This is a genomic window from Streptomyces araujoniae (assembly GCF_050871195.1).
GTDB lineage: Bacteria > Actinomycetota > Actinomycetes > Streptomycetales > Streptomycetaceae > Streptomyces > Streptomyces bacillaris.
This window is the reverse complement of the sequence record NZ_CP194070.1, coordinates 7,051,402-7,066,201: the sequence shown is the minus strand read 5'-3', so window position 1 is coordinate 7,066,201 and position 14,800 is coordinate 7,051,402. Positions and strand designations below refer to the sequence as shown.

Annotated in this window: 11 protein-coding genes; 10 read left to right on the top strand and 1 reads right to left on the bottom strand. The window is 73.7% G+C overall.

What is annotated here, in order from left to right; genetic code table 11:
- Positions 1–273: 273 nt before the first annotated feature.
- Positions 274–1,392: an NADH:flavin oxidoreductase gene (locus ACQ9ZG_RS30130; protein ID WP_109916519.1), complete on the bottom strand. Its 1,119-nt coding sequence runs from the start codon at positions 1,390–1,392 to the stop codon at positions 274–276.
- Positions 1,393–1,854: 462 nt separating this feature from the next.
- Between ACQ9ZG_RS30130 and ACQ9ZG_RS30125 the strand changes: the two genes are divergently transcribed.
- The 10 genes from ACQ9ZG_RS30125 (at position 1,855) to ACQ9ZG_RS30080 (ending at position 14,799) form a co-directional block, all read left to right on the top strand.
- The gene (locus tag ACQ9ZG_RS30125; protein WP_499281420.1) at positions 1,855–3,507 is read left to right on the top strand and encodes a PP2C family protein-serine/threonine phosphatase; all 1,653 of its coding nucleotides are present in this window, start codon (positions 1,855–1,857) and stop codon (positions 3,505–3,507) included.
- 126 nt (positions 3,508–3,633) lie between these two features.
- Positions 3,634–4,443, top strand: a complete 810-nt coding sequence (locus ACQ9ZG_RS30120; protein ID WP_028417226.1) for an SAM-dependent methyltransferase — start codon at positions 3,634–3,636, stop codon at positions 4,441–4,443.
- 875 nt (positions 4,444–5,318) lie between these two features.
- Positions 5,319–7,100: a fatty acyl-AMP ligase gene (locus tag ACQ9ZG_RS30115; protein ID WP_109914262.1), complete on the top strand. Its 1,782-nt coding sequence runs from the start codon at positions 5,319–5,321 to the stop codon at positions 7,098–7,100.
- The gene (locus ACQ9ZG_RS30110; protein WP_499281419.1) at positions 7,097–8,821 is read left to right on the top strand and encodes an acyl-CoA dehydrogenase family protein; all 1,725 of its coding nucleotides are present in this window, start codon (positions 7,097–7,099) and stop codon (positions 8,819–8,821) included. The genes ACQ9ZG_RS30115 and ACQ9ZG_RS30110 overlap by 4 nt, the downstream gene beginning before the upstream one ends.
- The gene (locus ACQ9ZG_RS30105; protein ID WP_499281418.1) at positions 8,818–10,536 is read left to right on the top strand and encodes an acyl-CoA dehydrogenase family protein; all 1,719 of its coding nucleotides are present in this window, start codon (positions 8,818–8,820) and stop codon (positions 10,534–10,536) included. Before ACQ9ZG_RS30110 ends, ACQ9ZG_RS30105 begins: the two co-directional genes overlap by 4 nt.
- Positions 10,537–10,628: 92 nt before the next feature.
- Positions 10,629–10,913, top strand: coding sequence for an acyl carrier protein (locus ACQ9ZG_RS30100; protein WP_084990758.1), 285 nt, complete (start codon positions 10,629–10,631; stop codon positions 10,911–10,913).
- Positions 10,910–11,842 carry a 3-oxoacyl-[acyl-carrier-protein] synthase III C-terminal domain-containing protein gene (locus ACQ9ZG_RS30095; RefSeq protein ID WP_109916627.1) on the top strand — a complete coding sequence of 311 codons (933 nt, stop codon included), beginning with the start codon at positions 10,910–10,912 and terminating at the stop codon, positions 11,840–11,842. The genes ACQ9ZG_RS30100 and ACQ9ZG_RS30095 overlap by 4 nt, the downstream gene beginning before the upstream one ends.
- Before the next feature lie 34 nt (positions 11,843–11,876).
- Positions 11,877–13,241: a preATP grasp domain-containing protein gene (locus ACQ9ZG_RS30090; RefSeq protein ID WP_109916628.1), complete on the top strand. Its 1,365-nt coding sequence runs from the start codon at positions 11,877–11,879 to the stop codon at positions 13,239–13,241.
- Positions 13,238–14,539: an alanine racemase gene (locus ACQ9ZG_RS30085; protein ID WP_109916626.1), complete on the top strand. Its 1,302-nt coding sequence runs from the start codon at positions 13,238–13,240 to the stop codon at positions 14,537–14,539. Before ACQ9ZG_RS30090 ends, ACQ9ZG_RS30085 begins: the two co-directional genes overlap by 4 nt.
- Positions 14,536–14,799: an acyl carrier protein gene (locus ACQ9ZG_RS30080; protein ID WP_028417218.1), complete on the top strand. Its 264-nt coding sequence runs from the start codon at positions 14,536–14,538 to the stop codon at positions 14,797–14,799. The genes ACQ9ZG_RS30085 and ACQ9ZG_RS30080 overlap by 4 nt, the downstream gene beginning before the upstream one ends.
- Position 14,800: the final 1 nt, after the last annotated feature.

Genomic DNA, 14,800 nt, shown 5'->3' with positions numbered 1-14,800 from the left:
CGTGGCCTGCCGATGAATACCCGAGGTACGACCCGCCACGGGCGGGGGCACGTCACCGGCCGTGGGCGGCGCCTCTCCGGCCGGCCGCCGAGGCGGAGCAAGGAGGCCGAGGGGCGAGGGCCTGTCGTCAGACTGCCGCCTGCCGTGCGACGCCCGGCACGCACGGCCGCCCTCCGGGCGACGACGGCAGTTCGACGACAGGCCGTAGGGCGAGGAGGCGCCGAGCGCTTCCCGCACCCCGCCCCTCCCCCGGCCCGCCCCCGCGACCGCCGCTCAGCGCAGCGTCTTCAGCATCTCCGCGCCGAACGGCGTGATGTCCCCGGTCCGGCCGCGCAGGGTCTTGGCCGCCCACTCGGGGTCGGCGATCAGGGCGCGGCCGACGGCGACCAGGTCGAACTCGTCGCGCTCCAGCCGGTCCAGGAGCTGGTCGATGCCGGTGACGCCGGAGTCGTTGCCCGCGAAGGCGCTGAAGAAGTCGCCGTCCAGGCCGATGGAGCCGACCGTGACCGTGGGCCTGCCGCTGATCTTCTTCACCCAGCCGGCGAGGTTCAGGTCGGATCCGTCGAACTCCGGGAGCCAGTAGCGGCGGGTGGAGGCGTGGAAGACGTCCACGCCCGCCTCGGCCAACGGGGTGAGCAGGGCGCCCAGTTCGGCGGGGGTCCGGGCGAGCCTGGCCTCGTAGGCGTTCATCTTCCACTGGGACATGCGGAAGAAGAGCGGGAAGGAGTCGGAGACGGCGGCCCGGCAGGCCGCGACGATCTCGGCGGCGAACCGGGTACGGGCGACGAGGTCGCCGCCGTAGGCGTCGGTACGGCGGTTGCTGCCGGCCCACAGGAACTGGTCGATCAAGTACCCGTGGGCGCCGTGGAGTTCGACGCCGTCGAAGCCGAGGCGCTCGGCGGCGGCCGCCGCGCCCGCGAAGGCGGCGATGACGTCGTCGAGGTCCTTCCGCGTCATCGCGCGCCCCTTGGGCTCACCGGTCAGGGAGATCCCCGAGGGGCCCACCGGTTCGGCGTCCGCCACCGGAGGCGCGCCCTCGGCGCGGGTGACGCCCACGTGCCAGAGCTGCGGGACGATCGTGCCGCCCGCCCCGTGCACGGCGTCCGCGACCCCGGCCCAGCCCGCGAGCGCGTCCTCGCCGTGGAAGCGGGGGACCCGGTCGCTGGTTCCGGCGGAGTCGTGATCGACGTAGGTGCCCTCGGTGATGATCAGCCCGACACCGCCCGCGGCACGCCGGGTGTAGTAGTCCGCCACGTCACGGCCGGGCACGCCCCCGGGGGAGAACTGCCGGGTCATGGGGGCCATGGCGATCCGGTTGCGCGAGGTGAGTCCGCGGACCGAGAAGGGCCGGGAGAGGGCGGCGGCCGCGCGGCCGGTTGCGAGGTCGGTCACATCAGGTCCTGTTCATCGGCTTCGAGAGTTTCGACAGCCTCGAAGACTGCGTCGGCGCGATCCACGCGCCACCGGGGTCAACGACGGAGTCGGACGGAGGCATGCCCGCCGGGTCCGGATGTGGCCGAGGTCTCCCCCGCGTACGTACGCCGTCCGGGGCGCCTCCGGGGCTGCCTGGCGGGCGGTCGGTCCTCGCCGGTCAGGGCGTGCTGTCGTGCCGGATGCGGGAGATGATCGGGGCATGAGCGGCGAGGAACCCCTGGTGTGCCGTACGGCGCCGAACCGGCACCGCTCCATGGGGGTGGCGGCGGGCGCGGGCGCGGCCCCGGGCCGTCGTGCCCGCGCCGGGGACCGTGCCCCGGCCGCGAGCCCGTGCGGCGCGCCCGCCCCGCCGACCGCCGGGGCCGTGCCGTCCTCGGGCAGGGCCGTACCGTCGCCAGGGGGACTCCGGGGGCGGGGCCGGTGAACCAGGAACGTCTCCTCCGGCACTACGCGGCGCTCATGGAGGCGGTGCCGCAGTCGGTCTGGGTGCTGTCGGCCGACGGGGTCGTCACTCTTCTGGCGGGCAGCGGGATCAGGGAGCGGCTCTGGCACCCCGAGGGCGGGACCTCGTGGATGGAGGCCCTGCATCCCAAGGACCGGGACTGGTTCGGGCGGGCCTGGCGGCGGGCGGCCCAGGAGCGGACTCCGCTCGACACGGTGGTGCGGGTGCGGCTCAGGAGCGACCCCGACCGCTTCCGCCACATCAAGATCATCGCAGCGCCCGTGCCGGACGAGGACGGTGCCGTGGAGTGGGTCGGCACGGCCAGCGACGCCGAGGAGCACTGGCGGCTGCGGATGCGGGAGAAGCTGCTGGCCCGGATGGCGGCGGTACCGGCCGCGCACAATCTGTCCGAGGCCTTTCTGACGACCGCGGCGGCCGTCGTCCCCGAACTGGCGGACGCCGTCGCCATCTTCCACGTACGGGGCGAAGCCGGGCCGGGCACCGGGCTGCCCGGAGGCGCGGCGCTCCCGGCACCGACGGGGAGCGTGGGGCTGGCCCCCGGACTGCCCTCGCTGCATCCCCTGGACGGGGACATCCTGTGGGGGGAGGCGTCCCGGCGGGTCATCAGGAGCCAGGAGGCCCGGTTGCTGACCTTCCCGGCCGGCGAACCGCCCGAGGACGGCCTCTCGGACGCGGCCGTCCGGTGGCTGCGCAAGGCCCGTGCCACCAGCGTCGCACTGCTTCCCGTCGTGGTGGACGGCCGGACCGTCGCACTGGCGACCACGACGACCTGCCGGGGGAACCCGCCCCCGGACGAGGCCGATCTGCATCTGCTGCGGGACGTCTTCCAGCAGATGAGCGGGCCGCTGCGCCGCACCATGGAACTGCAGAGCATCCGCGACCGGGCCCTCGCCCTCCAGCAGTCCTTCCTCACACCCCCGCAGACCCTCGACGGCCTCACGATCACCGCGCTCTACCACCCGGCGGACTCCGCCGCCGAGATCGGCGGCGACTGGTACGACGCCGTCCGCCTCTCGGACGACGCCCTCGCCCTGTCCATCGGCGACATCGCCGGACACGACCTGGACGCCGCCACCGCCATGGGCCGCGTCAACAGCCTCCTGCGCGGACTCGCCTACGACAGCGGCCCCACCGCGAACCCCGCCACCACCCTCAGCCGCCTCGACCGCATCGTCCAGGCCCTCGACGGCCCCTCCATGATCACCGTCATCCACGCCCTCATCCGCCCACAGGCCCCCCACATCTGGCGCGTCACCCTCTCCAACGCCGGCCACCCCCCACCCCTCCTCATCCCCCACGACGCACCACCCCGCTACCTCCACGACCTCACAGCCCCCGACCCACCCCTCTGCGTCACCGACACCCTCACCCGCACCGATCTCCACACCGTCATCAGGGAGGGCGACACCCTGGTCTTCTACACCGACGGACTCGTGGAGACCCCCGGGGCGGACATCGGCGACAGCCTGGAAAGGCTCCGGGAGCGCACCGAAGCGCTGGTAAGGGCCGGGGTGCCCCTGGCGACGCTGATCCGCAAGCTCCTGCCGCCCGTCCGCGACCGGCGGGACGACATCGCCGTCATCGCCCTGCAGGCCCGCTCGGGGCCGTAGCCGCTCGTTCGGGACCACGCCCCGGACCGGAAGAACGGGTGAGGTCCCGTCGGGCCGTCTCGCTTGCGGACCCGGCACCGCGTTCATACCGTCGAACAAGCCGTACCTGACCGAAAGAGGCCCCGCATGAGCACCTCCCCCGACCGGCAGAGCGGTCTCGCCACCTCCCGGGCGCACTCCGCCCGCGTCTACGACTACATCCTGGGCGGCAAGGACCACTACCCCGTGGACGCCGAGGCGGGCGACGCGATGTGCCGCCACTGGCCCGCCCTGCCCGTCCACATGATGGAGAACCGCCGCTTCATGCACCGCGCCGGGCGCTTCCTCGCCGAGGAGTGCGGCATCCGGCAGTTCCTGGACGTCGGTACGGGGCTGCCGACCTCGCCCAACCTGCACGAGGTCGTGCAGGAGGTGGCCCCGGAGTCCCATGTCGTCTACGTGGACAACGACCCGATCGTGCTCGCCCACGCGCGCGCCCTGCTCCAGAGCTCGCCCGAGGGCGCCACCGCGTACGTCGACGCCGACATGCACGACCCCGACGCGATCCTCGGCAGCCAGGAGTTCCAGGAGCTGATCGATCTGGACCGGCCCGTCGGGCTGATGGTGATCGGCATCATGCACTTCATCCTGCCGCCCGACGACCACCGGCTGGTCCGGCGGCTGCTGGACCCGCTGCCGTCGGGCAGCTATCTGGCCATGACCATCGGCACGGCGGACTTCGCGCCCGAGGAGGTCAACCGGGTGGCGCAGGAGTACCGCGAGCAGGGCATGCCCTTCGTCCTGCGCGATCTGCCCGCCGCCACGTCGTTCTTCGACGGGCTGGAGATCCAGGAGCCGGGGGTCACCCAGGTGCACACCTGGCGCCCCGGACCGGAGCAGGACGGCGTCGACGGCCGGGACATCGCCATGTACGGCGCGGTCGCCCGGAAGCCCTGAGGGCGCGCGGGGATCGCTGCGGCCGGGGTGCGGGAGGGCACCGCACTCCGGCCGGGGTGGCGGGGCTGTCTGCACGGCCGGAGTGCCGGGGCCCCTGTACGGCCGGAGTGCCGGGGCCCCTGTACGGCCGGAGTGCCGGGTTGTCTGTACGGCCGGGGTTCCGGGGGCGCCTGTACGGCCGGGGCGCCGGGAGCGCGACCGGGACCGGGCCCGCCTCCGCTCCTGGGGCCTGGCCGGTCCGCGAGATCGGTCCGTCCCGTTTCCCACCCCTTCCTCCCCGGCCGGATTGGTCTATACCTTTGACCTCGAAATGCTCCGGCCGGGAATCATTTCCCCCTTTCGTCAATACCAGCGGGCGAGCCTGAATTCGCTCACTTCACGCCCCCCGCACCGCACACACCGTCACGGACATCCGGAATGCGGATACGCGTCACCGGCCTACCGCCAAGTATTCAGGAACGACTTTCCAAGTCCTCCACATTCCTTTACGATCAGCCGGGCGACGGGCCAATTTCGGCCCCGCCCACGCGCTGACAGGATTTTCGACGTGACCGTGTACGGCAAATTACCCGCCCTCGCGGGCTCGACCTCCCTCGGCAGCATCACGGCGGCCACCTCGCCCTGAACCGCCCTCCGGACGCCCGGTCGACGGAGCGGCACCCTCCGCTCCCGTAGCGGTGTCGCACGTTCCCTTCCGGCCCGCCCCTGCCCCCGCTCCGGCCGCCCTTTTCCCGCCGGCACAGGCATGCGGACTCTGTCTCGCCCGGTCGCCCCGAAATGATCCGCCCATTCCGCCGTGGGCCCCGCACGGGCTTTTTTCACGCCGAAAGCAAATAGCGGAGCACGGGAAACAATTCTGCAGGAGGTCTGCCTAAATGCCTGAGCGCGAGAGTCTGGTGGCCCTGCTCCGCGAACGCGCCGCCGCACACGGCGAGCGGCCCGCGGTCGGGTTCAGCGCCGATCCGGCCGATCCGGCGGCCTACGAGGAGACCACCTACGGGGAGCTGGACGAGACGGCCCGCCGTACCGCCGTCCTGCTCCGGAGCGCGGGCGTGGCGGAGGGCGACCGGGTCCTGCTGCTCCATCCGCCGGGGCTCGGGTTCCCCCGGGGGTTCACCGGCTGTCTCTACGCCGGGGCGATCGCCGTGCCCGCCCCGATGCCCGACGGCTACCGGCGTCAGCGCGAGCGCCTCGCGGGCATCGCCCGGGACGCCCGGGTGAGCGCCGTGCTCACCGACCGCGTGACGGCCGAGGCGGTCACCGCGTGGGCCCGGGAGTGCGGCCTCCCGGACCTTCCGGTGCTCACGGTGGATCCCGACTCCCTTCCGCCCGCCGGGGATTGGCGCGCGCCGCGGATCGGAGCCCGTACGGTCGCCTTCCTCCAGTACACCTCCGGTTCGACCAGCGACCCCAAGGGCGTCGTCGTCGACCACGGCAACGTCCTCGCCAACGCCGAGGCGTTCGTGGGGACGGTCGACGTACGGCAGGAGACGCGCTGGGGCGGCTGGCTGCCCATGTACCACGACTTCGGGCTGATCGGGCTGCTGATCACCCCGCTCACCCTGGGCAGCACCACCGTCCTGATGTCGGCCGCCACCTTCCTCAAGCGCCCTTTTCTCTGGCTGCGGTTGATGGATGCGTACGACCTCCAGGTCTCCCCCGCCCCGAACTTCGCCTACGACCTGTGCGTCCAGCGGGTCACGGAGGCCCAGTCGGAGGGGCTGGACCTGTCCCGGTGGACGCACGCCATGAACGGATCGGAGCCGGTCCGGGCCCGTACGCTCACCGCCTTCGCCGAGCGCTTCGCCGCCGCCGGGCTGCGCGCCGACGCGCTGACCCCCGGCTACGGCCTGGCCGAGGCCACCCTCTGCGTCTCCGGGGCGCCCTCCCACCGCCCGCCGGTGATCACCCCGGTCGACGCCGGGGCACTGGCCGGGGACGTCTTCCGCCCCGCCGGTCCCGCGACGCCGCCCGGGGCGGCGCGTCCGCTGGTCAGCAGCGGCCGGCTCTGTCCCGGTGTGGAGGTCGTCGCCGTGGACCCGGGCGACGGCACGGTCCTGCCGGAGGGCACCATCGGTGAACTCTGGGTGCGCGGGCCGAGCGTGGCCCGGGGTTACTGGGAGAAGGAGGAGCAGAGCGCGCTGACGTTCGGGGCCGTCACCCGGGACGGCCGCGGCGGCTGGCTGCGCACCGGGGACCGGGGGCTGCTGGCCGACGGCGAGCTGTACGTCACCGGGCGGATCAAGGAGCTCCTGATCCTGGGCGGCCGCAACCTCTATCCGCACGATCTGGAGGCGGCCGTCCGCGCCACCCATCCGGCGCTGGAGCGCACCGCCACCGCCGTGTTCACCGTGCCGTCCGCCGGGGACCAGCTGGTGGTGGTGCAGGAGGCACGCCCGGCGCAGCTCGGCCCGGCCTCGGCCGGGGAGCTGATCGACGGGGTGACCCGGGCGCTGGGACGGGAGTTCGGCGTCGCCGTGCCCAACGTCGTCCTGGTCCGCCCGGGTGATGTCCAGCGGACCACCAGCGGCAAGATCCAGCGCACCCTGACCCGGGAGCTGCTGCTGGGCGGGGAGTTGCGGGTGGTCGAGCAGCGGGTGAGCCCCGCGCTGGAGCGGGCCCGGGCCGCGTACGCCACGACGGGGGCGCACCCGTGAGCGCGCTGACCGCCGCCGCCCTGGAGCGGGCGCTCGGGGACCCCTCGGACCCGAAGACACTGTTCTCGTACGCCCGTTGTGCGGAACTCGACCGGGCGGAGGCGTTCCCCGAGGCGATCTGCGCGGAGCTGGACCGGCTCGGCCTCCCCCGGCAGTACGTCCCCGAGGAGTACGGCGGTGCGCTCGCCGGTCTCCAAGAGCTGGCCGACCTGGTCCGGGTCGTCGCGCGGCGCGATCTCACGGTGGCGATCGGCCACGCCAAGAGCTATCTCGGCGCGGCCTGTGTCTGGACGGCCGGGACTCCGGAGCAGGCCCGGGCCCTGGCCGACCGGCTGTCCGCCGGGGCTCCGGTCTCCTGGGGGCTGACCGAGCGCGCCCACGGCAGCGATCTGCTGGCGACCGGGCTGGCCGCGGTACCCGACGCCTCGGGCGGCCACCGGCTGACGGGGGAGAAGTGGCTGATCAACAACGCCACCCGGGGCGAACTGGTCTGTCTGCTCGCCCGGACCGATCCGGCGGGCGGTCCGCGCGCGCTCAGCCTCTTCCTGGTCGACAAGGACCGGCTGGCGCCGGGTGCCCACCACTGCCTGCCCAAGCAGCGCACCCACGGGATCCGGGGCGCCGACATCAGCGGCATCGCCTTCGACGGGGCCCTGATACCTGCGGACGCCCTGGTCGGGGAGGCCGGGCACGGTACCGAGACCGTGCTCAGGACGCTCCAGCTCACCCGTACGGTCTGCACCGCGCTCTCCCTGGGTGCCGCGGACCACGCGCTGCGGCAGGCGGCCGCCTTCGCCGCGGGGCGCGAGCTGTACGGCGGCCGGCTGGCCCGTTTCCCGCATGTGCGGCGGACCCTCGGCCGCGCGCACGCCACGCTGCTGGCCTGCGAGGCGGTGAGCCTGGTCGCCAACCGCTCGGCCGGTGCCCTGCCCGGCGAACAGAGCGTCGCCGCGAGCGTGGTGAAGTCCTTCGTACCGGAGAGGGTCGACGCGCTCATCGCCGACTGCGGTGAAATCCTGGGCGGCCGGGCGTTTCTGACGGATGTTCATGAACACGGCACGTTCCAGAAGCTGGCCCGGGACCACCGGGTGGTGGGCATCTTCGACGGCAACCAGGCGGTCAACCGCAACGCCCTGATCAACCAGTTCCCGGTGCTGGCCCGCCGCTACCGGGAGGGCCGGGTGGACACGGCCGGGCTCGCGGCGGCGGTCGCCCCCGGCTCGCCCCTGCCGCCCGTCGCGCCCGGCCGGCTGGAGCTGGTCTCGCGGGGCGGCTCCAGTCTCGTGCAGAACCTGCCGTCCGCCGTCGCCGCTCTCCGTACGGCGGAGGGAACCGACCCCCGGCTGCTCTCCCTGGCCGAGCGGCTCCTCGACCGCTGCGAGGCGCTCCACGGGGAACTGGCCGCGCTGCGCCCCGCGCGCATCGCGTCCGCGCGCTCCTTCGATCTGGCCGAGGAGTACGAGGCGTGCTTCGCCGGAGCCGCCGTGCTCCACCTGTGGCTCGCGGGCGGCGGGCCTCCCGCCCGATCCGAGCCAGGGCTGCGGGCCGGGCCCGAGCTGTGGCGGGACGGGCTGTGGGCCAGGGCCGCGCTCGCCGCCGTGCTCGGCCGGAGGGACCAGGAGCCGGGCGACGGCGCCGAGTCGGACGCCCTGTACGACGCCGTGGAGGCCGTCGGTGCCGCCCCCGCCCCGGCGGCGGCGGCCGGAGAGGAGACCCGGTGAGCGGGACGGGACCGGCCGCGCACCCCGGCGCGGCGGAGCTGGAGCGTGCCTTCGGCGACCCCTGGGACCCGGCCAACCCGGTCGGTCACGCCGCCACGGTCGCGGCGGACGAGCGGGACGAGGTCGTGGCCGGTGGTGAGCGGCTGCTCGACGCGTACGGTCTGGGCGCCGAGTTCGTCCCCGTGGGCCTGGGCGGACGGCTGGACCGGCTGGACCGGCTGGTCGAGGTGGTGCGGCCGGTCTTCCGCCGTGATCCGGCGCTGGGGCTCGGCTACGGGGCCGCCTCCTTCATCGCGGCCGTCAACGTCTGGTCCTCCGGCGACGACGAGCAGCGGCGCCGGCTGGCGGACCTCCTGCTGGGCGGCGGCCGGGTGGCGACGCTGTACCACGAGCTGGAACACGGGAACGACCTGGCGGGCGCCGCGTTCGCCGCCCGCCCGCAGGCCGACGGCACCCTGCGGCTGCACGGCCGCAAGGAGGTGGTGAGCAACGCCGAGCGAGCCGAGGCGATGGTGGTCTTCGCCCGGACCTCGGACGCTCCCGGATCCCGCAGCCATACGCAACTACTGCTGGAGAAGCGGGAGTTGCCAGCCGACCGCTACCGGTACCGGCCGCGCTTCGCCAGCGTCGGCATGCGCGGGGTGCGGCTCGGCGGCATCGAGTTCGACGACTGCCCGGTCGGCCCGGAGACCGTGGTGGGCCGCCTGGGGCAGGGGGTGGAGAACGCGTTCCGCTCCTTCCAGATCACCCGGACCGCCCTGCCCGCGATGGCCACGCCCATCCTGGACACCGGGCTGCGGACCACCCTGCGCTTCGTCCGCTCCCGCCGGCTGTACGGCGGGTACGCGGGCGACCTGCCGCTGGTCCGCCGGACCCTGGCCGAGGCCTTCGCCGATCTGCTGGTCTGCGACGCCGTGGCCACCACCGGGACCCGGGCCGTGCACCTGCTGCCCGGCGCCACCGCCCTGTACTCCCCCGCCGTCAAGTACCTGGTGTCCAAGCGGCTGATGGACGCCATGGACCGCCTCTCGGTGGTGCTGGGAGCGCACTTCTATCTGCGCGAGGGCGAGTTCGCCATCTTCCAGAAGCAGTTGCGGGACCTCCAGGTGGTCGGCTTCGGCCACGCTGCCCGGGTCGTCTGCCTGTCCGCGGTCCTGCCCCAGCTGCCGGGGGCGGCCCGCCGGGCGGCCCGGGCCGGTGGAACGCCCGCGCTGCTGTCCCGGATCGGGGCGCCCCTGCCGCCGCTGGACTTCGGACGGCTCGCCCTCGCCGCCACCGGCCCGGACGAGCTGGCCGCCGTACCGGAGCGCATGGCGGAGGAGCTGGCCGGGAGCACGGACCACCGGGCCCTGGCGGGGCTGGCGGCGGTGTTCGCGGCGGAGTCGGAGCGCGTACGGGCCGGGGCTTCGGCGCTGGCGCCACGGGACCTGGCGGTCGGCGGCCCGGCCGACGCCCTGGAGCTCGCCGCCCGCTGGACGACGGTGGTGGCCGCCGCCTGCTGCCTCACCACCTGGAGGGACAACCGCGACGGCGGTGACCCCTTCCTGGCCGACCCGCTCTGGGCCGAGGCCGCCCTGACCCGGCTGCTCGCCGGGACGGGCCGGGGCGACGGCCGGCTGCCGCCCGAGCGGGCCGAGCCGCTCCACCGCGCCCTGCTCGACCGCGACGACGCCGGGCTCGGCTTCGACCTGGCCCGCCGCGAGCTGCCCGGCTGACCCCCTCCTGCCGCGACCAGCCCCCGCCGACACGCCCCCTCGGCCGCCGAGCCCGGCCCGCAACCCACCGCACCACGACCCTGGAGTACGCCTTGCCCGCCACCGACCACCCCACCGAACTGCGGGAGTGGATAGCCCACCGGGTCGCCGACTATCTGGAGTGCGCTCCGGAGGCGATCGACCCCGGGGTCCCGCTCAGCGACTACGGCCTGGACTCCGTCTACGCCTTCGTCCTCTGCGGGGACCTGGAGGACCACCTCGGCTTCCCCGTCGACCCCACCGTCGTCTGGGACCACCGCAGCGTCGAGGAGCTGTCGGCCCATCTCGCCCAGGTCGCCGCCGGGCACCGCGCGGACCCGCCGGGGACGGCCCCGTGACCGCGCTGCGGGCGGTATCGGCCCATCTGCCCTCCCGGAGCGTGCCGGTGGCCTCCCTCCAGGGTGAGCTGGATATGAGCGACAGTCAGCTGAGGGTCATGCAGCGGGTGTTCGGGCTCTCCGAGGTGCTGCGCGAGCCGGCGGGGACGGTGGCGGAGCTGATGCTCGCCACCGCCCGGGGGCTGGACGCGCTCCGGGGCCGGGAGCATCTGGTGCGCTACGTCGTGCAGGCCCGCACCATGCCGGCGGTCGCGCCCTACCCGGTCAACCCGCTGCACGAGGTCCGGGAGGCGCTGGGCCTGGGCCATGCCCAGGTGTTCAGCGTCTTCCAGCACGCCTGTGCCTCCGGGCTGCTCGCCGTGGACCTGTGCGGCAAGCTGCTGGCCGCCGACGGCGACCCGGACGCGCTGGCACTGGTGCTCACGGGCGAGAAGACGTTCACCCCCGCCGCCCGGACCGTGCCCGGGACGGCTGTCAACGGTGAGGCGTCTGCTGCGGTCCTGGTCGGCGTCGGCGGGGAGCGCGACCGGGTGCTCGGCTACGCCACCCGCACCCACGGCCGGTTCAACGCGGCGCTCTCGCTCACCCCCGAGGTGGCCGCCCAGTTCCAGCAGGCCTACCCCGCCGCCCTGGCCGAGGTGCTGCTCGCCGCCGCCGAGCGGGCCGGGACCACCCTCGGCGAGCTGGCGCTGATCCTGCCGCACAACGTCAACCGGGTCTCCTGGGTGCGGCTCTGCCGGGACCTCGGCATCCCCCTGGAGAAGGTGCTGCTGGAGAACGTGCCGGTCACCGGCCACTGCTTCTGCGCGGACCCCTTCCTCAACTACCGCACCGCCGCCGACCGGGGGCTGCTCCGGCCCGGCGACCGCTATCTGATGGCGGCGGTCGGCCTCGGCGCCACCTTCTCCGCCATGGTGCTCCAACACTGACCAGCCGATCCGACAGAAAGGAGCGGTCACCGTGATGCTGGACTTCATGGGCCGGCTGAGAACGGCCCTCACCGGCTCGCCCGACACCCCGCTCGTCCTCCTCGGCAACTTCGAGGTCGAGGAGGAGTGGGCCCGCGACGAGCCCGGACTGCCGCGCGTCGCCTTCACGGCGGGCAGCGCGGTCGTCCACCGCATGGACGCCTTCACGCTGCTCCTTGCGGGCAAGAGCGACCATGTCGTCCTCAAGGCGGCGCCCGACCCGGACCACCTGGGCTACCTGGAGGAACTGGGCCTGGACCTCCCCCGGGTGCACACCGTCCTGGGCGGCGATCCCGGGCAGACCGTCACGCGCGACGCCCTCGCCGACCCGGCCCTCCAGGAGACGCTGCGCGCCCTCGGGCCCGACGCCCGGATCGTGCCCCACGGCACCTCCGTACGGGAGGAGGAGCTGTCCGGTCTCACCGGCCTGCCCCTGGGCACCCCGCCCGCCGCCCTCTGCAAAGCGGTCAACAGCAAGGTCTACAGCCGGGCCGTGGCCGAGTCCACCGGGCTGCGCCAGGCCCCCGGCTGGAGCTGCGAGAACCTCACCGACCTGGACGCCGCCTTCGAGGAGGCCCGGTTCCTCCTGCGGGTCGGCCGCCGCGTCGTCGTGAAGGACGCCTTCGGGGTCTCCGGCAAGGGCATCAGCGTCCTCGACGACGAGCGGCGGCTCGACACCCTGCGGCGGATGATCGACCGGCGGGCCGCGCGCTCCGGCGACGACCGGGTGGTGCTGGTGGTGGAGGAGTGGGTCGACAAGACCGCCGACCTCAACTACCAGTTCACCCTGGGCCGGGACGGCTCCGTCCACTTCGACTTCGTCAAGGAGGCGATCACCGAGGGCGGAGTGCACAAGGGGCACCGCTTCCCGGCCCCGCTCACCACCCTCCAGCTCGACGCCGTACGCCACGCCGTCGAGGTGCTCGGCGGGCGGCTCGCCGCCGACGGGTACTTCGGGGTCGTCGGTGTCGACGCGATGACCGACCCGCAGGGCGGCCTCTACCCGGTCGTGGAGATCAACGCCCGGCACAACATGTCGACGTACCAGGTCCGGCTGCAGGAGCAGTTCCTCGGCCCCGGGAGCCACGCGCTGGCGCGCCACTACCCCGTACGGCTGCGGACGCCGCTCGCGTTCGGCCGACTCCGCACCCTGCTCGGGGAGTTGCTGTTCACCGGCAGCGGCAGCGGGCTGCTGGTCAGCAACTTCGCGACCGTCAACGCGGCCGCCACCGAGGACGGCACGCCCTACGAGGGCCGGCTCCACGGCCTGCTGATCGGGGACTCCCCCCGGTCCCTGGAGAGAACCGACGAGGCGGTCACGGCCCTGCTGGCCGCGCTCGGAGAGGAAGAGGGCGCATGACAGGGGAATTCCGCATCCAGGGGCTGGGCGTCAACCGGCTCACCGAAGAGTTCGGCACCCCGCTCTATCTGTACGACGGGGACGTGCTGCGGGCGCAGTTCGAGGGGCTGCGCGCACCGCTGCATCCGGCGCTGGAGATGTTCTTCTCGCTCAAGGCCAACCCCAACGTCTCCGTCTGCGCCCTGCTCCGCTCGCTGGGCGCCCGCGCCGAGGTCTCCTCGATGGCGGAGCTGGTGACCGCGCTGCGGGCCGGGGTCCCGGCGCACGACATCATCTTCCTCGGGCCTGGGAAGAGCCGCGAGGAGATCGCCGCCTGTCTCTCCGAGGGCATCCTGGCCACCGTCGTGGAGTCGTTCGAGGAACTGGCCCTGGTCGACGAACTCGCCGCCGAACAAGGCGTGTCGGCCCCGGTCGCCCTGCGGGTCAACCCGGGTTTCGCGGTCAAGGGATCCGGTCTCACCATGGGCGGCAAGCCCCGCCAGTTCGGCATCGACGAGGAGCAGATCCTCGCCGCCGAGGGGCTGGCCGAGCGGCACCCGCACGTCCGGCTCATGGGCGTCCACGCCTATCTGGGCACCCGCATCCTCGACGAGAACGTCATCGTCGAGAACTCCGCGCGCATCCTGGACCTCGCGGAGCGGGTCTCCGAACGGCTGGGCTTCGCCCTCGAACTCGTCGACGTGGGCGGGGGCCTGGGAGTCGGCTACTTCGAGAAGGAGCGGGACCTGGACCCGAAGGTCCTGGCCGACGGACTCAACCCGCTGGTCGAGGCCTTCACCCGCGACCGTCCCGCCACGCGGCTGCTGCTGGAGCTGGGCCGCTATCTGACCGCCCCGGCGGGCACCTATGTGGTCCGGGTCCGCTATGTGAAGACCTCCCTGGGCGAGAACTTCGCCGTCGCCGACGGGGGAACCAACCACCACATGGCGGCCGTCGGCATCGGCTCCTTCGTCAAGCGCAACTTCCCGATGCGGCTCCTCAACCGCCTCGACGAACCCGCCGACCGCCCGTGGGTGGTCACCGGCCCGCTCTGCACCCCCAACGACACCCTGGGCAAGAACGTCCCGCTGCCACCGGTCCGGGCCGGAGACCTCATCGGGGTCGACCGCTCCGGCGCCTACGGCCCCACCGCCTCGCCGGTCCTCTTCCTCAGCCACGGCTATCCGGCGGAAGTGCTCGTGGACGGCGGCCGGGCCCATCTGGTCCGGGACCGCGACACCACCGACGACCTGCTGGGCCGCCAGCACCGCTACGACCTTCCGGCCGCCGGGGCCGGGACACCCACCGAAGGAGCGTGACCACCATGTCCGACCTCACCCGCACCACCGTCGTCACCCGGATCAACGAGTCGCTCGGCCAGGTCCTCCAGCGCGAGCTGGAGCCCGCCGACGAGTCGCCCCGCCTCTTCGACGACCTCGGCCTGGACTCCACCAGCGTGCTGGAGCTGCTGATGCGGCTGGAGGACGAACTCGGCATCGAGTTCGACACCGACTCCCTGGAGCAGCACCACTTCGACAGCGTCGGCACCCTCGCCGACTACGTGATCGAGCAGGCCTGAC

Excerpts from the sequence above, each read along its gene's own strand:
- ACQ9ZG_RS30085 (WP_109916626.1), top strand. The coding sequence starts at position 13,238 with ATGACAGGGGAATTCCGCATCCAGGGGCTGGGCGTCAACCGGCTCACC.
- ACQ9ZG_RS30115 (WP_109914262.1), top strand. The coding sequence starts at position 5,319 with ATGCCTGAGCGCGAGAGTCTGGTGGCCCTGCTCCGCGAACGCGCCGCC.
- ACQ9ZG_RS30120 (WP_028417226.1), top strand. The coding sequence starts at position 3,634 with ATGAGCACCTCCCCCGACCGGCAGAGCGGTCTCGCCACCTCCCGGGCG.
- ACQ9ZG_RS30090 (WP_109916628.1), top strand. The coding sequence starts at position 11,877 with ATGCTGGACTTCATGGGCCGGCTGAGAACGGCCCTCACCGGCTCGCCC.